This window comes from Streptomyces sp. NBC_01622, assembly GCF_045209635.1.
GTDB lineage: Bacteria > Actinomycetota > Actinomycetes > Streptomycetales > Streptomycetaceae > Streptomyces.
This window is the reverse complement of sequence record NZ_CP109293.1, coordinates 8,407,340-8,431,038: the sequence shown is the minus strand read 5'-3', so window position 1 is coordinate 8,431,038 and position 23,699 is coordinate 8,407,340. Positions and strand designations below refer to the sequence as shown.

The 23,699-nt window shown below is 70.3% G+C and carries 20 protein-coding genes; 8 read left to right on the top strand and 12 right to left on the bottom strand.

Annotated features, from left to right (window positions below; all coding sequences use genetic code 11):
• The first annotated feature begins 39 nt into the window (after positions 1-39).
• Positions 40-609: an RNA-binding S4 domain-containing protein gene (locus OH768_RS39005; RefSeq protein ID WP_406460905.1), complete on the top strand. Its 570-nt coding sequence runs from the start codon at positions 40-42 to the stop codon at positions 607-609.
• A gap of 12 nt (positions 610-621) precedes the next feature.
• Here the strand turns inward: OH768_RS39005 and OH768_RS39000 are convergent, their stop codons facing one another.
• Positions 622-1,314, bottom strand: a complete 693-nt coding sequence (locus OH768_RS39000) for a class I SAM-dependent methyltransferase (RefSeq protein WP_406460903.1) — start codon at positions 1,312-1,314, stop codon at positions 622-624.
• 159 nt (positions 1,315-1,473) lie between these two features.
• Positions 1,474-2,388 carry an acyltransferase domain-containing protein gene (locus OH768_RS38995; RefSeq protein ID WP_406460902.1) on the bottom strand — a complete coding sequence of 305 codons (915 nt, stop codon included), beginning with the start codon at positions 2,386-2,388 and terminating at the stop codon, positions 1,474-1,476.
• An 86-nt stretch (positions 2,389-2,474) separates the two neighbouring features.
• Between OH768_RS38995 and OH768_RS38990 the strand changes: the two genes are divergently transcribed.
• Complete coding sequence (locus tag OH768_RS38990) at positions 2,475-2,741, top strand: DUF6343 family protein (RefSeq protein WP_406460900.1); 267 nt, start codon at positions 2,475-2,477, stop codon at positions 2,739-2,741.
• Positions 2,742-2,756: 15 nt separating this feature from the next.
• Here the strand turns inward: OH768_RS38990 and OH768_RS38985 are convergent, their stop codons facing one another.
• From OH768_RS38985 to rpsA, 5 genes are all read right to left on the bottom strand, one after another.
• Positions 2,757-3,137, bottom strand: a complete 381-nt coding sequence (locus OH768_RS38985; protein WP_019067641.1) for a tetratricopeptide repeat protein — start codon at positions 3,135-3,137, stop codon at positions 2,757-2,759.
• Positions 3,138-3,187: 50 nt separating this feature from the next.
• Positions 3,188-3,808, bottom strand: coding sequence for a dephospho-CoA kinase (coaE, locus tag OH768_RS38980; RefSeq protein WP_406460898.1), 621 nt, complete (start codon positions 3,806-3,808; stop codon positions 3,188-3,190).
• 63 nt (positions 3,809-3,871) lie between these two features.
• Positions 3,872-4,810, bottom strand: coding sequence for a PAC2 family protein (locus OH768_RS38975; protein ID WP_026178381.1), 939 nt, complete (start codon positions 4,808-4,810; stop codon positions 3,872-3,874).
• Positions 4,811-4,945: 135 nt separating this feature from the next.
• Positions 4,946-6,472: a flavin monoamine oxidase family protein gene (locus OH768_RS38970; protein WP_406465632.1), complete on the bottom strand. Its 1,527-nt coding sequence runs from the start codon at positions 6,470-6,472 to the stop codon at positions 4,946-4,948.
• A 233-nt stretch (positions 6,473-6,705) separates the two neighbouring features.
• A complete protein-coding gene (gene rpsA, locus OH768_RS38965) occupies positions 6,706-8,208 on the bottom strand; it encodes a 30S ribosomal protein S1 (RefSeq protein WP_019067645.1) in 1,503 nt (500 codons plus the stop codon).
• A gap of 393 nt (positions 8,209-8,601) precedes the next feature.
• Here rpsA and OH768_RS38960 point away from each other — a divergent pair, with 393 nt between their 5' ends.
• Entirely contained in the window at positions 8,602-9,417 is an 816-nt protein-coding gene (locus OH768_RS38960; protein WP_406465629.1) for a class I SAM-dependent methyltransferase, read from the top strand.
• A 68-nt stretch (positions 9,418-9,485) separates the two neighbouring features.
• Positions 9,486-12,008, top strand: a complete 2,523-nt coding sequence (hrpB, locus tag OH768_RS38955) for an ATP-dependent helicase HrpB (RefSeq protein WP_406460896.1) — start codon at positions 9,486-9,488, stop codon at positions 12,006-12,008.
• On the opposite strand, the gene OH768_RS38950 is transcribed toward hrpB, so the two are convergent.
• From OH768_RS38950 to OH768_RS38940, 3 genes are all read right to left on the bottom strand, one after another.
• Positions 11,998-12,990 (bottom strand): DUF3068 domain-containing protein, encoded by a 993-nt coding sequence (locus OH768_RS38950; RefSeq protein ID WP_406460894.1) that lies wholly within the window; start codon positions 12,988-12,990, stop codon positions 11,998-12,000. The two genes, hrpB and OH768_RS38950, sit on opposite strands and share 11 nt — an antisense overlap.
• 40 nt (positions 12,991-13,030) lie before the next feature.
• Positions 13,031-13,165: an SPW_0924 family protein gene (locus OH768_RS38945; protein WP_106417094.1), complete on the bottom strand. Its 135-nt coding sequence runs from the start codon at positions 13,163-13,165 to the stop codon at positions 13,031-13,033.
• Positions 13,166-13,340: 175 nt separating this feature from the next.
• The gene (locus OH768_RS38940) at positions 13,341-15,083 is read right to left on the bottom strand and encodes a lytic transglycosylase domain-containing protein (RefSeq protein ID WP_406460892.1); all 1,743 of its coding nucleotides are present in this window, start codon (positions 15,081-15,083) and stop codon (positions 13,341-13,343) included.
• Positions 15,084-15,341: 258 nt separating this feature from the next.
• Here OH768_RS38940 and OH768_RS38935 point away from each other — a divergent pair, with 258 nt between their 5' ends.
• Positions 15,342-16,196: a DUF4184 family protein gene (locus OH768_RS38935; RefSeq protein WP_406460891.1), complete on the top strand. Its 855-nt coding sequence runs from the start codon at positions 15,342-15,344 to the stop codon at positions 16,194-16,196.
• Here OH768_RS38935 and OH768_RS38930 read toward each other — a convergent pair.
• Positions 16,159-16,566: a hypothetical protein gene (locus tag OH768_RS38930; protein WP_406460889.1), complete on the bottom strand. Its 408-nt coding sequence runs from the start codon at positions 16,564-16,566 to the stop codon at positions 16,159-16,161. The two genes, OH768_RS38935 and OH768_RS38930, sit on opposite strands and share 38 nt — an antisense overlap.
• Positions 16,567-16,805: 239 nt before the next feature.
• On the bottom strand, positions 16,806-19,532 hold the full coding sequence (gene polA / locus OH768_RS38925; RefSeq protein WP_406460888.1) for a DNA polymerase I: 2,727 nt from the start codon (positions 19,530-19,532) through the stop codon (positions 16,806-16,808).
• Positions 19,533-19,918: 386 nt separating this feature from the next.
• Between polA and OH768_RS38920 the strand changes: the two genes are divergently transcribed.
• The 3 genes from OH768_RS38920 to OH768_RS38910 all read left to right on the top strand — a co-directional run bounded on the left by OH768_RS38920 (position 19,919) and on the right by OH768_RS38910 (position 23,518).
• Positions 19,919-22,198: an FdhF/YdeP family oxidoreductase gene (locus tag OH768_RS38920; RefSeq protein ID WP_406460886.1), complete on the top strand. Its 2,280-nt coding sequence runs from the start codon at positions 19,919-19,921 to the stop codon at positions 22,196-22,198.
• 63 nt (positions 22,199-22,261) lie between these two features.
• Positions 22,262-22,750, top strand: a complete 489-nt coding sequence (locus OH768_RS38915; protein WP_406460884.1) for a PaaI family thioesterase — start codon at positions 22,262-22,264, stop codon at positions 22,748-22,750.
• 96 nt (positions 22,751-22,846) lie between these two features.
• Positions 22,847-23,518: a hypothetical protein gene (locus OH768_RS38910; RefSeq protein WP_406460882.1), complete on the top strand. Its 672-nt coding sequence runs from the start codon at positions 22,847-22,849 to the stop codon at positions 23,516-23,518.
• The last annotated feature ends 181 nt before the right edge of the window (positions 23,519-23,699 follow it).

The following is a 23,699-nucleotide window of genomic DNA, read 5'->3' as shown; positions in this document are numbered from 1 at the left end:
TGCCACTGCCCGCTGTCCCCCGGGGACTAAAATCGCGGCATGGCTTCCGAGGGCGTGCACGAGAGCGACGTGAGCGACGAGACCGACGACCATCGCCCCGCACCCGAACCGCAGGGGGATGCCGCGGCAGCCGCCGTGGCCGCCGGTCCCTCGAACGGCGAGAGCGTCCGCGTCGACAGCTGGATCTGGTCCGTCCGTCTGGTCAAGACCCGCTCCATGGGCGCCGCCGCCTGCAAGGGCGGCCACGTCCGCGTCAATGGCGAGCGGGTGAAGCCCGCCCACTCCGTCCGCGTCGGCGACGAGGTACGCCTGCGCCACGAGGGCTGGGAACGGATCGTCGTCGTGAAGCGCGTCATCCGCAAACGGGTCGGCGCTCCCGTCGCCGCCGAGTGCTATGTGGACAACTCCCCGCCGCCCCCGCCCCGCGAGACCGTGGCTCCGGCCGGTATCCGCGACCGCGGCACCGGCCGCCCCACCAAGCGGGACCGCCGCGAGCTGGAACGGCTGCGCGATCTGCCCACCTCCAACTCCCCCGGCGAAACGCCCGACCCGCACCGCGGAGCACACGGCACCGCCCGCCACAACACCCGCCGGGGCACGCAACGGTGACATCCGGCGCTGTCAGTCCATCGGCACCGCCCGCACCCACACCCGGTCCGGTGTCAGATAGCTGTCCACCTTCAGTCCCGCCTCCGCGAGCGCCTCCTCGAACTGCTCCTTCGTCAACGGCCGGGACAGGAATGTCTGGGTCCAGACCGCGTCCGGGAACACATACTCCGCGCGGACGGAGTCGACGCCGTCGCCGACCGGCTCCGCCGACACGATCCGCAGGGTGAAGCCGCTGGGGTCGACGCGCTCGCGCGGCAGGTTCGAGTGGTAGTCCTCGCCCTCCCGCTGGATCAGCACACAGCCGCCCGCCGCGACATGCCGTACACAGGTCCGCAGCAGTCCGCGCCGTACCTCCTCGTCCCCGGCGTGCACCAGGAACGACGCCAGCATCACGGCGTCGAAGGTCTCGCCCAGGTCGAGGTTCTCGATCGGGCTGCATATCGTGCGCGCGCCCCGGACCCGCTCCAGCATCTCGGCGGACTCGTCGACCGCCGTGACCGTGAACCCTCGCTCCAGGAGGGGATGGGTCACCCGTCCCACTCCGCTGCCCAGCTCCAGGATGCGCGCGCCCGCCGGCACGGCCGCCGTGATGATGTCCGGCTCCGCTCCCACGGGCAGCCGTGAGTACAGCTCCACCGCGCAGCCGTCCGGGGTGATCGCCCCGGGTCCTGTCCCCTCGTACCCCTCACGCATTTCGAGTCGCATGCCCGTCCAACGGCCCGCGTCCGCACGTCCGTTCCCGACTCGCACTGGTTCACCCGTACGAGTCAATTCCCTTTGGAGAGGCAACCGTTGGAGCGGAGTTGGAGCGGAACCTGCCGGAATTGGAGCGGAAGCTGCCGGACCCGGACGGCGGGCCAGGGCTCAGAGCGGGAACCACCCGTGCCCGAGGTACCAGTGTCCGCCCGCCCGCAGATGATCCCCGACGACCCGCTCCACGGACGTACGCCGAGGCAGGGTCGCCACCGGCAGATCGGAGTTGCCGAACACGAACTGGACGGGATCGGCGTCGGCCGGCTCCGTGTCGTCGTAGGCCACCCGGAACCGCTCCTGGAAGTGGACGATGTTCGAGCCGGCCGGGAGGTGTCGCTTCAACTGCCGGTCCAGCAGCCAGGAGTGGCAGACCGCGACCGCGTGACGTTCCTCGGGGAAGTGCCGGGCGAAGAACGGGCGGGCCAGGTCGAGCGAGCGGTCGCAGGCGGCCGGCGAGAGCGGTCCCTGGAAGTCGGGGATGTGCAGGTTCAGGCAGGGTGTCCCCGGCTCGACGTCCAGTCCGGCCGCCGCGAGCCCCCGCGCGGTGCGTTCCCCGAGCCGCGCCCGTTCGTACTGCAGTCGCCCCAGCTGGTACAGCTCGCCGCGGAAGTGCGGGACGAGCCACTGCGGGATCGGTACGCCTCCCCCGCCGTACCGCTTGTGGTTGACCGCGATGTTGCGTCCCAGGTCGGCGAGGGTGTGCCGGGAGATGTCGGCGGGGATGTCGCGTTCGAGGTGGTACGCGCGCGTGGCGGGCAGCGCGGCGACGAACACGTACACGGAGAAGTAGGCGCCGATCTCCGGCGGTGCCTCGGGCAGCCGGGCGAGGAGCAGCTCGGTGAGCCGGGTCCAGTGGCCGTGCTCCCCGATGTCCTTCACCAGCGCCTCGACGCACTCCTCCAGGAGCCGCATCGCGTCGGTGTCGCGCGCCAGCACCCGGCGCAGTCGGACCAGTTCGTTGATGTCCTCGTGGGGTACGGCGAGGTCGAGCAGGATCTCGGGCAGTTCCTCGGCGTCCGGCAGCACAGTGCGTTTCCCCTCCCTGTCGGGTCTCCTACCTGTGGAGAACGTCCGATCCGAAGAGTACGTTTCAAGGAGGAGTAGTGATCCTGATGCGTACGGGCAGTGAGCCGACGACCGCGCGCAGCCCGCTGCGGGCGCGGTTCTGGCTGAGCGTGTGGGGGCTGGTCTGGGCGATCTTCGGCACAGCGGCGTTCGCGCTCGCCGGGCGCCCCGGCTGGGCGGCGGCCTGCGGGGTGCTGTGGCTGGTCGTCACGATCGACATGACCATGATCCTCAGACATATGCGCCAGGGCCCGCACTACCAGCCGGGCCCCGACATCCCGCCGTACCGGCCGCCGGAGCACCGCCATCCCTGACGTGCGGAAGCGGGCCTACCCGTCGAAGCGGGCAGCCTTCAGGTACTGCGGTTGGGGATCGAGCGCGGCGGCCAGCCGGAAGTGGCGTTTGGCCTGGTCGGCGCGTCCCTGCCGCTCATAGGTGCGGGCGAGCGCGAAGTGCGCGAACGCGTTGTCCGGCTCTCGCTCCAGGACGATGGTGAACTCCAGCTCGGCGGGGCGCAGTTGCGCGGCGGCGAAGAAGGCACGCGCGCGCAGCAGGCGGGCGGCGGTGTTCTCGGGGTGCGCGTCGATGACGTTGTCGAGCAGCTTCACCGCGCCCCGCGGGTCCCGCGCGGCGAGCAGCTGCTCGGCGGCGCGGAAGTCGATGACATGCGTCTCCGGAGTACGTCCGGTCGTTCCGCTGTTCTCGGGCACGCCGAATTCCTTCCCTCGCTCGCACGTTTCAACGCCCAGTGGAAGGCCCGCTATTCCTGGGGTGGCTGCTGGGGCGCGTGCGCCCTGCGCACGAGTTCGGCCCATACGTCGCTTACGCGCCGCTCCAGTGCCTCCAGGGGTACGCCGTTGTCGATGACGATGTCCGCGATGGCGAGCCGCTTCTCGCGCGTCGCCTGGGCGGCCATACGCGCGCGTGCGTCCTCCTCGGTCATGCGGCGCAGCCGCACCAGCCTGTCGAGCTGCGTCTCCGGGCTCGCGTCGACGACGATCACGAGGTCGTACAGCGCGGCGAGGGCGTTCTCGGCGAGGAGGGGTACGTCGTGGATCACTACGGCGTCGTCGGCCGCAGCGGTTTCGAGCTCTCGGGAGCGTCTGCCGACCAGGGGGTGGACGATCGAGTTGAGGACGGCCAGCTTCTCGGGGTCGGCGAAGACGATGGAGCCCAGCTTCGGCCGGTCGAGGCCACCGTCCGCGCCGAGCACGCTCTCGCCGAAGGCCTCGACGACCGCCGCGAGCCCGGGAGTTCCGGGCGCGACGACCTCGCGCGCGATGCGGTCGGCGTCGATCAGCACGGCACCGTGCCCGACCAACAGCCGCGACACTTCACTCTTACCGGCACCGATGCCCCCGGTGAGGCCGACCTTCAGCATGGACAGAAGCCTACGGCCTGTCACTGACAGGCCACCCGGCAACCGGCGACCGCTGACTGCCTGCTAGCTGTCGCCCTCGCGCTCCGCCAGGAAGCGCTCGAACTCCTGCCCGATCTCGTCCGCCGACGGGATCTCGACCGGCTCGGCGAGCATGTTGCCGCGGCTCTCGGCGCCCGCGGCGGCGTCGTACTGGTGCTCCAGGCCCTGGACGAGCGCCACGAGCTCCTCGTCGCCCTCCTGGATCTGGCGGTCGATCTCGGTCTGGGTGCGGTGGGCCTCGGTGCGCAGGGAGTGCGCGATGCCCGGGAGGACCAGTCCGGTGCCCGCCGTGATGCCCTCCAGGACGGTCAGAGCCGCGTCCGGGTACGGGGAGCGGGCGATGTAGTGCGGGACGTGTGCGGCGACGCCCAGGACGTCGTGGCCGGCCTCCATGAGGCGGTACTCGACGAGCGCCTCGGCGCTGCCGGGGACCTGCGCCTCGTCGAAGGGGCTGCGGTGGCCCGGGACGAGGTCGGTGCGGTTGCCGTGCGGGGTCAGGCCCACCGGGCGGGTGTGCGGGACGCCCATGGGGATGCCGTGGAAGTTCACGGACAGGCGGACGCCGAGGCGCTCCACGATCTGCTGGACGGCCAGGGCGAAGCGCTCCCACTCCACGTCCGGCTCGGGGCCGGAGAGCAGCAGGAAGGGCGCTCCGGTGGCGTCCTGGACCAGCCGTACGTCGAGGGTGGGCTCCTCGTAGTCCGTCCACCGGTCGCGCTTGAAGGTGAGCAGCGGACGGCGCGCGCGGTAGTCCACGAGCCGGTCGTGGTCGAACCTGGCCACGACCTGGTGGGGCAGCGAGTCGAGCAGTCGTTCGACGATCTGGTCGCCCGTCTCGCCCGCGTCGATGTATCCGTCGAAGTGGTAGAGCATGACAAGACCGGCCGACTCCTGTGCGAGCGCCATGTCGACGACGGCCAGGCCCTTCGGCTCCCATGCGTACAAACCCTGCGGATCAAGCACTGTGACCGCTCCTCCTCGTGTTCGTACTGCACAACGCCCTCCAGGGCATGGGCATTCCCGCCCATGCCCCTGATCAGGCACCTCTTACTGGCTTTTCATGCGCCGCTCCCCTGCGTCACCAGGAGGGCGCCCACGTCACGAGGACAGCACGCGCGCGTGGAGTGCGGTCACGGCCTTGCGGGCGGAGGAGAACGCGCCGTGCTGCCAGGCGTCGGTGTAGCTGAGCCAGTCGCCGGCGAAGTAGACGCGTCCCGTGGGTTCGTTGAGCGGCTTGTAGCGGGCGTCGTCGGGGCCGCCCGGGGTGTCGTGCCACGCGGCCTCCAGGTGGGGCGTCTGACGCCAGTGGTGGGAGAAGGACGATGCCAGTTCGCTGCGGTACTTCTCGCCGTAGATCTTCACGCCCGCGGCCACCGCCCGCTCTTCGCGCCCCTTCGGGGTGAGCTTCGCGTACGAGTCCGCGTCGTCGTCGTAGTTGTAGTACCCGATCAGGACGCCCCGCTCACCATGGAAGCCGTACGAAGGGTGCCAGATGTGGGTCACGTCCTGGTCGGTCTCGGTGATGCCGCCGTAGATCCGGTGATCGAGCTCCCACCAACGGGACTTGTACTCAAGGCCGATCTTCGCGGCGGACGACGGGGTGATCGCCTCAAGGGCGGTCTGGACGCCGGTGCCGAGGTTGTGCGGGATCTTGGCGAGGATGTTGGGCGGAAGGGCGCCGACGCAGTAGTCGGCCTCGACGACCCTTGTACGGCCTCCCTGGGTGTAGGTGACCGAAACACCACTCCCCTTGTCGGTGATTTTCGAGACGACCGCTCCGGTACGGATGCGATGCGCTCCGATCGCCCGGGTCAGCGCCTTCGGGATCTGGTCCATGCCGCCGACCGGCTGGAACATCAACATGGCCTGGTCGAAGCCGAATTCGAAGGAGAAGTAGCGGCCGACACCGCTGGCGAGGACCTCGGAGGCGGTGGGTACGTCACCGAGCAGCACACCCGGGGTGCCCGCGGCGGCCGGTACGGTCGTGTACCCACGCCGCTCACCGCCCGTGTACGTCAGCGTGTCGCCCAGCTCGCCCCAGTCCTTCAGGAACTCGACCAGCCGCTCCTGGTCGGTGGCGGTCAACTCCTTGTCCAGGGCGCCCTTGTCGGTGGCCTTGGCGAGCAACTCCGAGACATAGCCGTAGACATCGGCCTTGGCGGTGCGGTAGCGCTCGGGTTTGGTCATGCCGGCGGACTCGTTGTAGATGTACGCGTCCGCGTTGACGTTGGTGAACACCTGGATGGGGACGCCGAGTTCACGGCAGTAGTCGAGGGTGATCATCCACTGCGGGATCCGCGCGGGACCGCAGTTCATGTAGTGCCCGTCGGCGAAGCGGGCGGTCTGCCGGTTGCCGTAGAGGTCGGTCGTCGTGTCGCCGCCGCGGACGGTGAAGTTGCGGCCTCCGGTACGGTCCCTGGCCTCCAGAACCGTACAGTCGTAGCCGGCCTTGCCCAGTTCGTACGCCGTGGCCAGTCCGGCGATGCCACCGCCGACGATGACGACCTTGGCCGCGGCGCGTCCGGTGAGCGTGAAGTCGCTTGCGTTCAGGGCATGGAAGGGCTGCTCCCGCTGGGCTGCCTGCGCGGTGGGGGCGAGCCCGAGGGCCCCCATGGTGGCGAACATGGTGCCCGCGCCACCGGTGAGGCCTACGTTCCGCAGAAAAGCACGTCGGCTCTGGTTGCTTGCCATGGTCCGGCTCTCCTCTCCGATCAAGAATGACCGGGGAAGCGTGCCAACGGCCGGTTACGGCATGGCAGTTACTGATGTATCCCGCAAGTTTCTGCAAGGCCGAGGAAACGGCTGAGGGGCCGCACCTCGAAAGGTACGGCCCCTCAGTTCAGCTACTGCTCAGGTGGTCAGCTCTGGCCGCCGGCCAGCTTCTCACGCAGGGCAGCGAGCGCCTCGTCCGACGCCAGCGCACCGGAGGTGTCCGCACCCTCGGAGGAGTACGAACCGCCACCGCCGGCGGCGGCCGGAGCCGCACCCGGGGTGTCGACACCCTCGGCCGCCGCCTGGGCGTCGGCCTCGCGGGACTTGATGACCTGCGCCTGGTGCTGCTCGAAGCGCTGCTGCGCCTCGGCGTACTGGTGCTCCCACGCCTCCCGCTGGGTCTCGTAGCCCTCGAGCCAGTCGTTGGTCTCGGGGTCGAAGCCCTCGGGGTAGATGTAGTTGCCCTGGTCGTCGTACGACGCGGCCATGCCGTAGAGCGTCGGGTCGAACTCGACCGAGGCCGGGTCGGCACCGAAGGACTCGTTGGCCTGCTTCAGGGACAGCGAGATCCGGCGACGCTCGAGGTCGATGTCGATGACCTTGACGAAGATCTCGTCGTTGACCTGGACGACCTGCTCCGGGATCTCCACGTGGCGCTCGGCCAGCTCGGAGATGTGCACCAGACCCTCGATGCCCTCGTCCACGCGGACGAACGCACCGAACGGAACCAGCTTCGTGACCTTGCCGGGCACGACCTGGCCGATCTGGTGGGTGCGGGCGAACTGCTGCCACGGGTCTTCCTGGGTCGCCTTCAGCGACAGGGAGACACGCTCGCGGTCCATGTCGACGTCGAGGACCTCGACGGTGACTTCCTGGCCGACCTCGACAACCTCGGAGGGGTGGTCGATGTGCTTCCAGGACAGCTCGGAGACGTGAACCAGACCGTCGACGCCACCCAGGTCCACGAAGGCACCGAAGTTGACGATCGAGGAGACCACGCCGGAGCGGACCTGACCCTTCTGGAGGGTCGTGAGGAAGGTCTGGCGGACCTCGGACTGGGTCTGCTCCAGCCAGGCACGGCGGGACAGGACCACGTTGTTGCGGTTCTTGTCCAGCTCGATGATCTTGGCCTCGAGCTCCTTGCCCACGTAGGGCTGGAGGTCGCGGACACGGCGCATCTCGACGAGAGAAGCCGGCAGGAAGCCACGGAGGCCGATGTCGAGGATGAGACCACCCTTGACGACCTCGATGACGGTACCGGTGACGATGCCGTCCTCTTCCTTGATCTTCTCGATGGTGCCCCAAGCGCGCTCGTACTGGGCGCGCTTCTTCGAGAGGATCAGGCGGCCTTCCTTGTCCTCCTTCTGGAGAACAAGGGCTTCGATCTCGTCGCCGACCTTGACGACCTCGTTCGGGTCGACGTCGTGCTTGATCGAGAGCTCGCGGCTCGGGATGACACCTTCGGTCTTGTAACCGATGTCGAGCAGGACCTCGTCCCGGTCGACCTTCACGATGACGCCGTCGACGATGTCGCCGTCGTTGAAGTACTTGATCGTCTCGTCGATCGCGGCGAGGAAGGCTTCCTCGTTACCGATGTCGTTGACCGCTACCTGCGGGGTGGTGGCGGTGGTCTCGGTGCTGCTCGTCATGTGGGAAAGGGCTCCGGTACGGACATTGAAGTCGTAGGTACTGCTCACGCCGAGAGCCTTTTTCGCTTCGCTCTGCAGAAGGCCGGACAGCCAAGGAAGCGCCGATCCGGAACACCAGGTGTCCGGTGGCGCCTCGAAAACCGAGGGGACATACATACAGATGCGAGCGCAACCTGCTACGTCTGAGGTGCGCAGGCCCGCAGCGCAACTTGTAGCATACGGGGGCAGCCGGACAGGGTCAATGCGCGAAGGCGCACACCCGGGGCGGATCGCCGCATACCCGGCACAAAACGTGTCCCGCGAGGCCACGCAGGCCTGACACACCCCTTCAGTGACGCCGCCGGGACAGCCGCACCGTAGAGGTGACGGAAGAGTACGACGAGGGAGCCGATCATCCAAGAGCCCGATACGTTCGAACCGGAAGCCACCCGACGTGACGCCGACGTCACCGAGAGTTCCCGCGCCAACCGCGGCTGGTGGGACCGGAACGCGGACGACTACCAGGTCGAACACGGCACGTTCCTCGGCGACGACCGGTTCGTGTGGGGGCCCGAGGGCCTCGACGAGGTGGAGGCCGAACTGCTCGGCCCGCCGGAGGAGCTGAAGGGCAAGGACGTCCTGGAGATCGGCGCCGGTGCGGCCCAGTGCTCGCGCTGGCTGGCCGCCCAGGGCGCCCGTCCGGTGGCCCTGGACCTCTCGCACCGCCAGCTCCAGCACGCGCTGCGGATCGGCGGATCGTTCCCTCTGGTGTGCGGCGACGCCGGCGCCCTGCCCTTCGCGGACAAGTCCTTCGACCTGGCGTGCTCGGCCTACGGGGCGCTGCCGTTCGTCGCCGACCCCGCCCTGGTGCTGCGCGAGGTGCACCGGGTACTGCGGCCCGGCGGCCGGTTCGTCTTCTCGGCGACGCACCCGATCCGCTGGGCGTTCCCCGACGAGCCGGGCCCCGAGGGCCTGACGGTCTCCGCCTCCTACTTCGACCGCACTCCGTACGTCGAGCAGGGCGACGACGGCCGCGCGGTCTACGTCGAGCACCACCGCACCCTCGGCGACCGCATCCGCGACATCGTGGCGTCGGGCCTGCGCCTGGTGGACCTGGTCGAGCCGGAGTGGCCGTCCTGGAACACCGCCGAGTGGGGCGGCTGGTCGCCCCTGCGCGGCAACCTGATCCCGGGAACGGCCATCTACGTCTGCGAACGCGACCGGGACTGACGGAGACCCGCCGGAACAGAGGCACGCGCGCGTAGAGGTCGTTTCGGAAGCCGTACGACACTGGGGGCGTGATCCGCTACGACGCCCTCGACGCGCTGCCCGTCCGCAGTGCCCTGCCCGGACTCGACTCCGCCCTGGAGGCGGGCGGTGCCGCGGTGCTCGTCGCCCCGCCCGGTACCGGCAAAACAACGCTGGTGCCGCTCGCGCTGGCCGGGCTGCTCGGCAAGGGGAACGAGGGGACCGCGCGGCGGGTGGTCGTCGCCGAGCCCCGGCGGATCGCGGCGCGGGCTGCGGCCCGGCGGATGGCCTGGCTGCTCGGCGAGAAGGTCGGGGAGAGCGTCGGCTACACCGTGCGCGGTGAGCGGGTCGTGGGACGGCACGCACGCGTGGAGGTCGTCACGACCGGAGTGCTGCTCCAACGCCTGCAGCGGGACCAGGAGTTGACGGGCGTCGACGCCGTGGTCCTGGACGAGTGCCACGAACGGCACCTGGACGCGGACACCGTGGCGGCCTTCCTGGTCGACGTACGGGAGGCGCTGCGGCCCGAGCTGCGTCTGCTCGCGGCGTCCGCGACCACGGACGCGCAGGGCTGGGCCAGGCTGTTGGGCGGGGCACCGGTGGTCGAGGCGGAGGGCGTCGCGTACCCGGTGGAGGTCGTGTGGACGCCTCCGGTACGCCCGGTACGGCCGCCGCACGGGATGCGCGTGGATCCGGCGCTGCTCACGCACGTGGCGTCGGTGGTGCGGCGGGCGCTCGCCGAGCGGGACGGGGACGTGCTGTGTTTCCTGCCCGGCGTGGGTGAGATCGCCCGTGTCGCCGGGCAGTTGGGGAACCTCGGTGACGTCGACGTTCTCCAGGTGCACGGGCGGGCGCCGGCCGCCGTACAGGACGCGGTGCTGTCTCCGGGGACGCGGCGGCGGGTGGTGCTGGCGACGTCCGTGGCGGAGTCCTCGCTGACGGTTCCCGGTGTCCGGGTGGTCGTGGACTCGGGGCTGGCGCGGGAGCCGCGCGTCGATCACGCGCGCGGGCTGAGCGCGCTCGCGACGGTACGTGCCTCGCAGGCGGCCGGACGGCAGCGGGCGGGGCGTGCCGGGCGGGAGGCGCCGGGGGCGGTGTACCGGTGCTGGGCGGAGGCCGAGGACGCGCGTCTGCCGCGTTTTCCGGCGCCGGAGATCAAGGTGGCCGACCTGACCGCGTTCGCGCTCCAGGCGGCGTGCTGGGGCGATCCTGGGGCGTCGGGACTGGCGCTGCTCGACGCGCCTCCCTCCGGGGCGATGGCGGCGGCGCGGGGTGTTCTGGCGGCGGTGGGCGCGGTCGACTCCGTCGGGCGGGCCACGTCCCGGGGTGTGCAGTTGGCTCGGCTGGGCTTGCATCCCCGGCTGGGGCGGGCGTTGTTGGACGCGGGGGCGGCGGGTGCGGAGGTCGTCGCGCTGCTCAGCGAGGAGGCTCCGCGCGAGTACGGTGATGATCTTGCCGGGGCTTTGCGGCTCGCCCGGCGTGGGGGTGACGCCTATGCCGGGCGGTGGCGTGCGGAGGTTCGGCGGCTGCGGGCCCTGGGGGCGGAGATTTCCCAACCGGCCACCCGCCGCTCCCTTCCGGTAAAGGTGGACGTCGAAAGCGACGACGCCCTCGTCGGGCTCGTCGCCGCCCTCGCCTATCCGGAACGTGTCGCCAAGGCCGACGGTGGTTCCCATCTCCTCGTGTCCGGCACCCGTGCCGAAGTCGGCGAAGCCAGTACCCTCCGGGGCGCCCCCTGGATCGCCATCGCCGCGGCCGACCGGCCCATCGGCAAGGGGCACGCGCGCGTGCAGCTCGGGGCCGTCGTCGACGAGGACGTCGCCCGGTTCGCGGCCGGGGCGCTGCTCAGCGAGGTGGACGAGGTGCACTGGGCCGGTGGCGACGTCGTGGCCCGGCGCGTCGAGCGGCTCGGGGCAGTCGAGTTGGCGGTACGGCCGCTCAAGGACGCCGACCCCGTCGCCGTACGGGATGCGCTTGTTGAAGGGCTGCGGGAGGAAGGGTTCGGGCTGTTGCGGTGGTCGGCGGATGCCCAGGTGCTCCGGCAGCGGCTCGCGTTCCTGCGTCTGAACGTCGGGGCGCCGTGGCCCGACGTGTCCGACGAGGCGCTGCACGCGCGTGTGGACGAGTGGTTGGAGCCCGAGTTGGGACGGGCCCGGCGGCGGAGCGATCTGGGGCGGATCGAGGCGGGGCAGGCGCTGCGGCGGTTGCTGCCGTGGGCCTCGGGGGATGCCGGGCGGTTGGACGAGTTGGCGCCGGAGCGGTTTGCCGTGCCGAGTGGGTCCAGGGTCCGGATCGACTACGGGAACCCCGAACAGCCCGTACTGGCCGTGAAGTTGCAGGAGATGTTCGGGCTCCACGAGTCGCCGAAGGTCGCCGGGGTGCCGGTGCTCGTGCATCTGTTGTCCCCCGCCGGGCGGCCCGCCGCCGTGACCGCCGATCTCGCGTCCTTCTGGAAGGACGGGTACCGGGGCGTGCGGGCCGAGTTGCGGGGGCGGTATCCGAAGCATCCGTGGCCCGAGGACCCGGCGACCGCCGAGGCCACGCGGTTCACCAACGCGCGGCTCAGGCGGTGACCGGTTCCGGTTCCTGGACCTCGGTGGGGGCGGGGTCGCCGGGGCGCCTGCTGCGGGCCTCCAGGTAGAGGGAGAGGGCCAGCAGGAGGAGGCCGAGGGTCAGGAAGCCCCAGGGGAGGTAGGAGACCATCAGGAGGACGAGGGTGCGGTTGGACTTCACCAGGGCGACGGTGTGCTTGATGTAGTCCTCGCGCATCTTCACGTCGCCCGCGAACGCCGTCACCTTGGCCCGGCCGCCCAGGAGGGTGCCGCCGCGCAGTTCCTCCTTGTGGATCTCCTCGCCGTAGACCGGTGCCCCGGTGACGGGTTCGACCCAGAACCTGCGGACCGTGGTGTACCAGCGGGTGGTGCCCGTCTTGGCGACGGACTCCGGGGTGATGCCCTTGACCGGCATCGTCCTGGGGAAGGGGACCTTGGTCCAGGGGATGGTCTGCTCGAAGTAGTAGACCTTCACGCCGCGGAAGTTCTGGGTGCCCTTGTAGTGGATGGGGTTGGTGGTGCGGGTCTGCGCGTCGAAGTACTCGTAGTCCCGTTTCTGGGTCAGGAACGGCCACTTGAACTCGATGCCGTCCCGTTTCACCGGGTCGCCGTCGACCATCTCGCCGGTGGCGTGGACGGGGTCCTGGTTGTGCGCGTCGAAGATGTAGCGCTCAGGGATCGAGGAGACCATCTTGCCGTCGGGGCCCTGGACGTAGGACAGGCCGTCCCAGACGACGACGTCCCGGCCGGCGGTCCTGTCGATCTTCTTGGCGGCCTCCACGTTGCCCTTGAGGGTCTGCACGATGGTGACCTTGGGGACTGTTTTGGCCTGCATGGTGCCGTAGTCGAGGAGGGTGGCGTTCTTCGCCTCCAGGACCATGTCCTGGTACTGGTTCGCCGGGATCTTGGCCAGGCGCGGGAAGGCGTACCAGCGCAGCAGCGGGGACAATGCCGTGAAGAACACGGCGAGGGCGAGCAGGATCAGGCTGGCCTTGCGGCGCATCTCGGCCTCCCCTCAAGGAGTTAAACGCTTGCGCAAACGTTTACGGGTGCGCGGGCACCGTCGTCAGCAGCGGTTTCGGGGAGGTCTTCCCCATCGGTGAGCCCATCGCGGTGATGGTCAGGATCAGCGCGAACGCGAGCACGAGTCCGGTCGCGGCGGCGATCAGGGCACGCATGACGGGCCTCCCGACGGACAGGAACTGATAGGTCGTCAGGTCGGGCACCGTAGCAACGCGAGGACGAGATGAGAACACGTTGCACACGGACGAGGCGTTGAGCGGCGGGGACACGACGAGGGCGCCCGCCCGCCGAAGCGGTGGGGCGCCCTCGTCGCAGGGTCGTGCGGTCGGACTACGCGCTCGGTGAGGCCGACGGGCTCGGGTCGGCCGAGGCGCTCGGGCTGGGCGAGGAGGTGTCGGTCGCTGCGGCCACGGTCAGTTCGACCGTGAGGGTCGCGCCGCCCGTGGTGGTGATCCGGAGCAGGAAGGTGCCGGTGGTGTCGTCCGCGTACAGCTTCGGCAGCTTCAGGAGGCCGTCGGCGTCCGTGGCCAGGCCGGTGAGGGTGCGGACGGTCTTGCCGTCGGCGTCCTTGAAGTAGGGGCCCTTGTCGTTCTCGGTGGCGTCGTCGGCCGCCTTGATGAGGGTCGCGGTGGCCGCGACCTTGTCGGCGACCGCGCCGCCGTAGGTGGCCTTCACCTCGACCTGGTCGGCGAACTCGCCGCCCGGGGTGCAGGTCAGCGCGGTGGTGCTGGTGCGGGCGAGGGTGTCGGCGACCCGGGGCGTGACGCTCGCCGTGTAGTCGAGACCGGTGATCGTACGGCCGAGGAGCGTGGCGCGGACGGTGAAGTCACCGGTGGTCTCGCCGGCCTGCAGGGCCGGGGCGACGGCCACACCGGAGGCGTTGGTGACGGCCTGGGCGACCTTCTCGCCGCCGGCGAACGTGGCGTCCGTGCTGCCGACGATCGTGAACCGGATCCTGACCTTGGCGACGCCCTTGCCGGCCGAGTCCTGGGCGCGGGTGCTGATCTTCTTGGTGAACGCGTCGCCCGCCGTCGCGGTGAGCTTCGCCGTGCCCGCGTCCGCCAGCTTGGCCACGGTGTCGGTGGGGGTCGGCGTCGGCGTGGGCGTCGGGGTAGCCGGGGCGGAAGGGCTCGGGCTGGTGGTGTCGCCCGGCGTGCTCGGACTCGGGCTCGGCGTCGAAGTGGCCGGAGTCGAGGGCGAAGGCGAGGGCGAGGGGCTGGCTCCGGAGCCGTCGTCGCTGCGGCCGGAGGGCAGGGTGCCCGTGCCGTCCGGGACCGAGTGGGTGCCCTTGCGGTAGTACTCCAGCCACGACAGGACCGTGTTCAGGTAGTCCGTCGAGTTGTTGTAGCTGAGGATCGCGCTGCGCAGGCCCGCGTCGGTCGACAGGTTCCAGTCGTTGCGGCACAGGTAGTGGCCGGCGGCGAGCGCGGCGTCGTAGACGTTGTTGGGGTCCTTGACCCCGTCGCCGTTGCCGTCGCGGCCCGCCCAGGCCCAGGTGGACGGGATGAACTGCATGGGCCCGACGGCCTGGTCGTACTCGCTGTTGCCGTCGTACTTGCCGTTGTCGGTGTCCCTGATGAGCGCGAAGCCGTTGCCGTCGAGCGCGGGGCCCAGGATCTTGGAGGTCGTGGTGCCGTTCGCGTCGACCTGACCGCCGCGCGCCTGGCCCGACTCCACCTTGCCGATGGCGGCGAGGAGTTGCCAGGGCAGATTGCAGCCCGGCTTGGACTCGGCGAGTTCGGCCTCGGCCTTCTTGTAGGCGTCGAGAACAGTAGCGGGGATGCCCGCCTCGGCCTCGCCCACCGAGACCGGGGTCCCTATGGAGGGCGACTGGCTGGGGCTGGGGTTCGGGCTGCTGAGCGGCGGGAGGTCCGTGTAGTACGGCGAGTCTCCGGTGGCGCTGCGGCCAGTGCTTCCGTCACTCCCGTCGGGCGCGGTCTGGCCGGTGGCGAGCGTTCTGTGGCCGCCGGTCGCCGCCGGAGCCTGGGACGCGGACAGTGCCGCGACCGCTGCCGCGGCCACCGCTGTCGTCGCCGCACCCTTGCGCAGCCGCCTGCCGAAATGCGCCGTCATGGAGTGAACCCCTCCCAGGGACGCCCGAGCGCCCGTCCTTGTCTGTTGCCTCTGCGCCTGTTGTGACGGTCGAGCCGCCCCGCAGGTTGCCCTCGTGGTGGTTATCGGATGGTGTGTACTTGTTCTCCGTCTCCGCCTGCCCGTGGACCCCGCGTGGGGGCCCAGGCGACCCTACGACAACTTGCTTTGCACGGGCACCCGTTGGTGACCCTTATTCACCGCCTGGCCATATGCCGATGACTCCTACGGGGAGCCCTGTTGCCGTTCACTTTGAGTCATGCCGCCGCCGTACTGCCCGCCCTGCGCGGCGACGGCAGAGGGCGCGGCCGGCTGGTACCGGCGGTGCTGGTGGCGGGCTCCTTCGCCCCCGACATGACCTACTACGCGGCGAGCGCGGTCCCCGGGGCGATGGAGTTCGGGAACGTCACGCACTCCTTCCCCGGCGTCTTCACGGTCGACGTCCTCATCACCTGGACGACGGTCGCCCTGTGGCTCCTGCTGCGCGAACCCCTGGTGGCCCTCCTCCCGCGCGCCCGACAGCCCCGGACGGCGGCCCTCCTGCGCTGCGGCACACCACGCGCGCGTGCGACCCCGTCGCTGGCCGCGTGGTGGTACGTCTCCGCGGTCCTCGGCGGCCTGACCCATGTCGTGTGGGACGCGTTCACGCACCATGACCGGTGGGGCGTACGGCTGTTCCCCGTCCTCGACCGCACGGTGGACGGCAGACCGCTGTTCTCGGCTCTCCAGTACGGCAGTTCGGCGGTCGGCGCGCTGCTGATCGCCGCGTTCCTGGCGCGTGCGCTACGACGGGTTCCGGCCACCGGGCCGGTGGGGGTGCCCGTGCTGTCGGTACGGGACCGATGGGCGGCCGGGGTCGTCCTCGGTGGCTGCGCACTGGTGGCGGCGGTGGAACGGGCGTCGCACTGGTGGGCGTACTGGGGGTCGACGGCGAGCGCCTGGGACCTGATCCCGGCCCTGTGCTTCGGGGCGGGGGCCGGGCTGGTCCTGGGCGTGCTGCTGTACGCCGTGGGCGTCCGTGTATGGCGCCCGGCGACCTCCGGGGTACCCGACGAGGTCAGCGCGGAGCGGAGCCGTCCGGCGGGGTCGCGATGAACACCGTCACGGTGTGCACGGAGCGTGACCTCGGGAGCCGGGTGAGCACGAGGTCCAGGTAACTCCGGCCCAGCTCGGCCCACAGCCGCCACACGGGGGTGCCGGTGGGGGTGGTGGCCGGCCCCTGCGGGTGTCTGGCCTGTTCTCGGGGGTCTACGACCGTGTCGTCCCGGAACGTGAGGCGCTGCCGGAGGCCTGCGGCCGTGTGCCGGACGGCCATGGCGAGGTCGGCGGGGATGCGGGCGGTGCTTGCGCCGGCGGCGAAGGCCGGGACCGGCGGGCGGGGCTTGACCGGTGCGGCAGCGGCGCCCGCTGCCTGCGCCTGCGTCCGTGCCCGGCCCGACCGGCGATGGAGCATGCGTATACCCATGCCCGCATCCTTACGGTCACCGGGGGCGGGGGGCGCCTCCGCGAGGGCCACGCGGGTGACGGGCCCTCCAGGGGGCGGGCAGGGGTTGTACGGGGAGTTTCTGTTGCCGGGGAGGGGTGAAAGTGGGTTCGGTACCGCCGGAATGCGCCGTGGTGCGTGCGCGCCGTTGCGGCGGAGAGTCAAGCCAGGCCCGAGTGACAAGCTCGCTCGGGACCAACCCTCCTCCGCACCACCGCCAGCTAGTGCGCCGCCGACTCCCAGTCCGGGCCCACTCCCACCGAGACGTCGAGCGGCGCCCGGAGATGCACCGCGCCCGCCATCTCGTGGCGGACCAGTTCCTCCGTGGCCGCTCGTTCGCCGGGGGCGATCTCCAGGACGATTTCGTCGTGGACCTGGAGGAGCATGCGGGACTTGAGGCCGGCCTCGCGCAGGGCGGTGTCCACCTTGAGCATGGCCATCTTGACGATGTCCGCCGCGGTGCCCTGGATCGGCGCGTTCAACGCCATCCGCTCGGCGGCCTCGCGGCGTTGACGGTTGTCGCTGTTGAGGTCGGGGAGGTAGCGGCGGCGCCCGAAGAGCGTCGCCGTGTAACCCGTGGCCCGTGCCTCGTCGACCGCGCGGCGCAGATAGTCCCGGACACCGCCGAAGCGCTCGAAGTACGTGTCCATGAGGACCCGTGCCTCGCCCGCGTCGATGTTCAGCTGCTGGGAGAGGCCGAACGCGGACAGCCCGTAGGCAAGGCCGTACGACATCGCCTTGATCTTGCGGCGCATCTCCGCGTCCACCGCGGAGCCCTCGACGGAGAACACCTGGGAGGCGACCGTGGTGTGCAGGTCCTCGCCGGAGGTGAACGCCTCCAACAGGCCCTCGTCCTCGGAGAGATGGGCCATCACGCGCAGTTCGATCTGGCTGTAGTCCGCGGTCATCAGGGACTCGAAGCCCTCGCCGACCACGAAGCCCCTGCGGATCGCCCTGCCCTCGTCCGTGCGGACCGGGATGTTCTGCAGGTTCGGGTCCGTCGAGGAGAGGCGGCCGGTCGCGGCGACCGTCTGGTTGAAGGTGGTGTGGATACGGCCGTCCGTCGCGATCGTCTTGATCAGGCCCTCGACGGTGACGCGCAGCTTCGCCTGTTCGCGGTGGCGGAGCATGATGACCGGCAGTTCGTTCTCCGTCTGGTTGGCCAGCCAGGCGAGAGCGTCCGCGTCCGTCGTGTAGCCGGTCTTCGTCTTCTTGGTCTTGGGCAGGCCGAGTTCGCCGAAGAGGACTTCCTGGAGCTGCTTGGGCGAGCCGAGGTTGAACTCGTGGCCGGCCGCCGCGTGCGCCTCCTTCACCGCCTGCTGCACGGCACCGGCGAACATCTGCTCCATGGCTTCGAGGTGCGCCTTGTCGGCCGCGATGCCGTACCGCTCCAGGCGGGCCAGCAGGATCGAGGTCGGCAGTTCCATGTCCCGGAGGAGGTCCGCCGCGCCGACCTCCTGGAGGCGCTCCCCGAAGGCGCCTCCCAGGTCGAGGATCGCGCGGGCCTGCACCATCAGGGCGTCCGCCTCGGCGCCGTCGTCCGCGCCGAAGGCCAGCTGGCCGTCGGCCGTGGCGGCGGGGGCCAGCTCGCGGCCGAGGTACTCCAGGGACAGCGCGTCCAGGTCGAAGGAGCGGCGGCCGGGCTTGACCAGGTAGGCGGCGAGCGCGGTGTCCATGGTGATGCCGTTGATGGTCCAGCCGTGCTCGGCGAAGACCCGCATCGCGCCCTTGGCGTTGTGGAACACCTTGGGGCGGTCGGCGTCGGCCAGCCAGGCCGCGAACGCGTTCTCGTCGCTCTCGTCCAGCTCGGCCGGGTCGAACCAGGCGGCCGGTCCCCCGGCGGTGGCGAGCGCGACCTCGGTCACCGAACCCGAGCCGAGGGTCCAGGTGTCGACGGTGGCGACGCCGAGGGGCTCGGTGCCGTAGTCGGCGAGCCAGCCGGGCAGTTCGCCGGTGCCGAGGACCGAGCCGTCAACCGCCACTCCGCTCTCGGCGGGCGGGGTCGCGTCGGCCTCCTCGCTGCCCGGGTCGACGGCGAGGAGCCGTTCGCGCAGCGAGGGGTTGCGGATCTCCAGGGTGTCGAGAACCATCGCGACGGCCGTGCGGTCGTAGGGAGCGCGCTCCAGGTCGACGACCGTCTTGGGCAGTTCGACGTCCTTGACCATCTCGGTCAGGCGGCGGTTGAGCTTGACCGCGTCCAAGTGGTCGCGGAGGTTCTGTCCGGCCTTGCCCTTGACCTCCTCGACGCGCTCGACCAGCTCGGCGAACGAACCGAACTGGTTGATCCACTTCGCGGCGGTCTTCTCGCCGACACCGGGGATGCCGGGGAGGTTGTCGGACGGGTCGCCGCGCAGGGCCGCGAAGTCGGGGTACTGGGCGGGCGTCAAGCCGTACTTCTCGACGACCTTCTCCGGAGTGAACCGGGTCAGCTCGGAGACACCCTTCGTCGGGTAGAGCACCGTGGTGTGGTCGGACACCAGCTGGAAGGAGTCCCGGTCGCCGGTGACGATCAGCACGTCGAAGCCCTCGGCCTCGGCCTGGGTGGCGAGCGTGGCGATGACGTCGTCGGCCTCGAAGCCGTCGACCGCGAACCGGGAGACGTGCATCGCGTCGAGCAGCTCGCCGATCAGCTCGACCTGGCCCTTGAACTCGTCCGGGGTCTTGGAGCGGTTCGCCTTGTACTCGGTGAACTCCTCGGAGCGCCAGGTCTTGCGGGACACGTCGAAGGCCACCGCGAAGTGCGTGGGCGCCTCGTCGCGCAAGGTGTTGGCCAGCATCGACGCGAAGCCGTAGATCGCGTTCGTCGGCTGGCCCGTCGCGGTCGTGAAGTTCTCCGCGGGCAGCGCGAAGAACGCGCGGTAGGCCAGCGAGTGCCCGTCCATCAGCATCAGCCGTGGACGGTCTCCGCCGGAGGTCTTGTCGGTCTTCTTCGATGCTGTCTCTGCCACGACCCCGATCCTGCCACGCCCCACTGACAGTCGGGGTCACGGTCACCGCGTCGGACTGCTCGGCCGGGATGAACGGGGGTCGCGGAAGGGGCGCCGGAGTCGCCGCCGCGATAGCGGTAGCGGCCAACTCGGCGCGACCCGCAGAACCGTTCCCGGCAGCCGCGCGAAGCACCACGCTCGTGTGAGAGGCCACCGTCGCGGCGGCGGACGCGGTCGAACGCGCCCCGGCCCGCCGCAGCGGGGAGCCGGACAAGCCCACCCCGTCCCACCCCACACCTCGCACGCAGGCCGAAACCATTGAGCCCACGAACCGACCTCGGCGTTGTCCGTGCCGCGTGCGAGGATCGCAGATGTAGTGCACACGTGCCAGCGAAGGAGGGCCCGCGATGGCCACGAAGCCGCCCCAGGGCGATCCGGTCCAGGACGCGCCGCAGGTCACCGAGCCGAAGCATGCCGCGGCCGGCCTCCCGGCGATCGGGCACACGCTGCGCATCGCCCAGCAGCAGATGGGCGTGAAGCGCACCGCGCTGACACTGCTGCGGGTCAATCAGAAGAACGGCTTCGACTGCCCGGGCTGCGCCTGGCCGGAGCCGGACCACCGGCATGCCGCGGAGTTCTGCGAGAACGGCGCGAAGGCGGTCGCCGAGGAGGCCACCCTGCGCCGGGTGACCCCCGATTTCTTCGCCGCGCATCCGGTGGCCGATCTCGCGACCCGCAGCGGCTACTGGCTGGGCCAGCAGGGCCGTCTCACGCATCCCATGTATCTCCCCGAAGGGGCCGAGCGCTACGAACCGGTCACCTGGGAGCGGGCGTTCGACATCGTCGCCGAGGAGATCGCCGCCCTCGGCTCGCCCGACGAGGCGCTGTTCTATACCTCGGGCCGCACCAGCAACGAGGCGGCTTTCCTGTACCAGTTGTTCGCGCGGGAGCTGGGCACCAACAACCTGCCGGACTGCTCGAACATGTGCCACGAGTCGTCCGGTTCCGCGCTGAACGAGACGATCGGCATCGGCAAGGGCAGTGTCCTGCTGGAGGACCTCTACCAGGCCGACCTGATCGTCGTCGCCGGCCAGAACCCGGGCACCAACCACCCGCGCATGCTCTCCGCCCTGGAGAAGGCCAAGGCCAACGGCGCGAAGATCATCAGCGTCAACCCGCTGCCCGAGGCGGGCCTGGAGAAGTTCAAGAACCCGCAGACCCCGCAGGGCATGCTCAAGGGCGCCGCCCTCACCGACCTGTTCCTGCAGATCCGCATAGGCGGCGACCAGGCCCTCTTCCGCCTCCTGAACAAGCTCGTCCTGGAGACGGAAGGCGCCGTCGACCAGGCCTTCGTCGACGAACACACGCACGGCTACGAGGAGTTCGCCGCCGCCGCGCGGGACGCCGACTGGGACGAGACGCTGCTCGCGACCGGACTGACCCGCCCGGAGATCGAGAAGGCCCTGGAGATGGTGCTCGCCTCCGAGCGCACCATCGTGTGCTGGGCGATGGGCCTCACCCAGCACAAGCACGCCGTCCCGACCATCCGCGAGGTCGTCAACTTCCTTCTGCTGCGCGGCAACATCGGCCGCCCGGGCGCGGGCGTGTGCCCGGTGCGCGGCCACAGCAACGTGCAGGGCGACCGCACCATGGGCATCTTCGAGCGCCCCGCGCCCGCCTTCCTGGACGCCCTGGAGAAGGAGTTCGGCTTCGCCCCGCCGCGCGAGCACGGCTACGACGTGGTCGCCGCGATCCGCGCCCTGCGCGACGGCGACGCGAAGGTGTTCTTCGCGATGGGCGGCAACTTCGTGTCCGCCTCCCCCGACACCGAGGTCACCGAGGCGGCCATGCGGCGCGCCAGCCTCACGGTGCACGTGTCGACGAAGCTGAACCGCTCGCACGCCGTCACGGGCGCGCGTGCCCTCATCCTGCCCACCCTGGGCCGTACCGAGCGCGATCTCCAGGGCGGCGGCGAGCAGTTCGTGACCGTCGAGGACTCGATGGGCATGGTGCACGCCTCACGCGGCCGGCTGGAGCCCGCGAGCAAGGAGCTGCTGTCCGAGCCGGCCATCGTGTGCCGCCTCGCCCGCCGCGTCCTCGGCGCCGAATCCCGTACTCCGTGGGAGGAGTTCGAGAAGGACTACGGGACGATCCGCGACCGCATCGCGCGCGTGATCCCCGGATTCCAGGACTTCAACAAGCGGGTCGCCCACCCCGGCGGCTTCGCCCTCCCGCACGCCCCGCGCGACGAACGCCGCTTCCCCACGGCCAGCGGAAAGGCCAACTTCACCGCCGCGCCCGTCGAATACCCCGAACTGCCCGAAGGGCGCCTGCTGTTGCAGACGCTGCGCTCGCACGACCAGTACAACACCACGATCTACGGCCTCGACGACCGCTACCGGGGCATCAAGAACGGCCGCCGGGTCGTCATGGTCCACCCCGACGACGCCGCCCGGCTCGGGATCGCCGACGGGTCGTACGTCGATCTGGTCGGCGAGTGGAAGGACGGCGTGGAGCGGCGGGCGCCCGGCTTCCGGGTGGTGCACTACCCGACCGCGCGGGGCTGCGCCGCCGCCTACTACCCCGAGACCAACGTCCTCGTCCCGCTGGACGCCACCGCCGACACCAGCAACACCCCGGCCAGCAAGTCCGTCGTCGTACGTCTGGAACAATCGGCGACCGACTGAGCGTTTGCTCAGCCGAGTGTCAGGTCCATCCAGTCAGGCGAAAGACGAACGGAGTCCGGTCCCATGGGCGAGCAGCAGCAAGGGAAGTTCCCGCAGGACGTCATCGACGAGTACTCAGCACTCGGCATCGACCTGGTCGCCCTGTTCTCGGCGGGTCACCTCGGCACGCGCATGGGCGTGGAGATCGTGGAGGCGTCCGCCGAGCGCGTTGTCGGCACCATGCCTGTCGAGGGGAACACCCAGCCCTACGGACTGCTGCACGGCGGCGCGTCCGCCGTACTCGCCGAGACGCTCGGCTCCCTGGGGTCCATGCTGCACGGCGGCAGCTCGAAGATCGCCGTCGGCGTCGATCTGAACTGCACCCACCACCGCGGCGCCCGCTCCGGCCTGGTCACCGGAGTGGCCACACCCGTGCACCGAGGACGCTCGACGGCGACATACGAGATCGTGATCACTGACGAGGAAGGGCGACGGGTGTGCAGTGCGCGGCTGACCTGTCTGCTGCGGGACGTGAAGCCCGGGGACGGGATCCCCGCCGGCGCCGCGAGCTGATCCCGCCGGTCCGTCACCTCATCGGGGGTGGTGGGCCGGACTCAGTCTTCCGCACCCCCGCCCACTCCCCTACCGTTTTCCCATGAGGCTGCCGGCATGAGCGGTATCGGGCCCGTCGAATCCGTCGACTCGCCGGAGGCGAACGGGAGTTACGAAGTCATCGGCGGCGATCCGCCCCATCTGACGGACCGTTGGCACACCCTGTCGCCGCGCACCCGCAGAGCCGCGCTCACGGCGGGCGCGATCGCCGTCCTGGGTGTCGGAGCCGTCCTCCTGCCGCCCGTCCACACCTCCCGGCAGAGCGACCCGCAACCACCCACGCCATGGCCCGCGAACGTCACCGAGTGGCGCTACGTCGGACTCGCCCAGACCACCGACTCCCCCACCACGACCGGTTTCTTCCGCTTCGCGGTCGCCGTGGACAGCGGACCCGCCGTCACCCTGCGGGTCACCGGCGCCGCCTTCGACGGACTCACCGCCGAGGCCGTCCCCGAGCCGTCCTTCACCGTGCACACCGGAGCGACCCGCCGCGTCACCGTGGAGATATCCGTTTCCGACTGTTCGGGACTGCCCCTGAATGCGGACCTCGCCTTTCTGGACGTAACGCTGCGTAACACGCGCGCAATACAACGCCATAGTTTCATCTTCGGCGCCTCCTACTCCAAGGACCTTTCCCAGCTCCTCCACAGGGCCTGCGGTGCCACAAACGCCAGGCCAGGCCCACGGCCAAGCGGAAGTGCAGGTTCTCAAAATGTGGACCTCGGCTGAATTCCGCCAAACCGGCTGAGACCCACCTTCCGCGAAGCCCGCCAACCGGCACGTCATAACAAGAAAGTCACAAGCCAGCGCACGACGATGCCCATGCCTACAGACCGGGCTTAGAGTCACGGCCAGTCACCGCTCCATCGGGAGTTCGGTACCAGCGCAGCACCCTCCGCCCCCACCCGGG

Excerpts from the sequence above, each read along its gene's own strand:
- OH768_RS38945 (WP_106417094.1), bottom strand. The coding sequence starts at position 13,165 with ATGCGTGCCCTGATCGCCGCCGCGACCGGACTCGTGCTCGCGTTCGCG.
- OH768_RS38950 (WP_406460894.1), bottom strand. The coding sequence starts at position 12,990 with ATGCGCCGCAAGGCCAGCCTGATCCTGCTCGCCCTCGCCGTGTTCTTC.
- OH768_RS38920 (WP_406460886.1), top strand. The coding sequence starts at position 19,919 with ATGGCCACGAAGCCGCCCCAGGGCGATCCGGTCCAGGACGCGCCGCAG.
- OH768_RS38930 (WP_406460889.1), bottom strand. The coding sequence starts at position 16,566 with ATGGGTATACGCATGCTCCATCGCCGGTCGGGCCGGGCACGGACGCAG.
- OH768_RS38910 (WP_406460882.1), top strand. The coding sequence starts at position 22,847 with ATGAGCGGTATCGGGCCCGTCGAATCCGTCGACTCGCCGGAGGCGAAC.
- OH768_RS38915 (WP_406460884.1), top strand. The coding sequence starts at position 22,262 with ATGGGCGAGCAGCAGCAAGGGAAGTTCCCGCAGGACGTCATCGACGAG.
- OH768_RS38970 (WP_406465632.1), bottom strand. The coding sequence starts at position 6,472 with ATGTTCGCCACCATGGGGGCCCTCGGGCTCGCCCCCACCGCGCAGGCA.
- OH768_RS39005 (WP_406460905.1), top strand. The coding sequence starts at position 40 with ATGGCTTCCGAGGGCGTGCACGAGAGCGACGTGAGCGACGAGACCGAC.
- OH768_RS38940 (WP_406460892.1), bottom strand. The coding sequence starts at position 15,083 with ATGACGGCGCATTTCGGCAGGCGGCTGCGCAAGGGTGCGGCGACGACA.
- rpsA (WP_019067645.1), bottom strand. The coding sequence starts at position 8,208 with ATGACGAGCAGCACCGAGACCACCGCCACCACCCCGCAGGTAGCGGTC.
- OH768_RS39000 (WP_406460903.1), bottom strand. The coding sequence starts at position 1,314 with ATGCGACTCGAAATGCGTGAGGGGTACGAGGGGACAGGACCCGGGGCG.
- coaE (WP_406460898.1), bottom strand. The coding sequence starts at position 3,808 with ATGCTGAAGGTCGGCCTCACCGGGGGCATCGGTGCCGGTAAGAGTGAA.
- OH768_RS38990 (WP_406460900.1), top strand. The coding sequence starts at position 2,475 with ATGCGTACGGGCAGTGAGCCGACGACCGCGCGCAGCCCGCTGCGGGCG.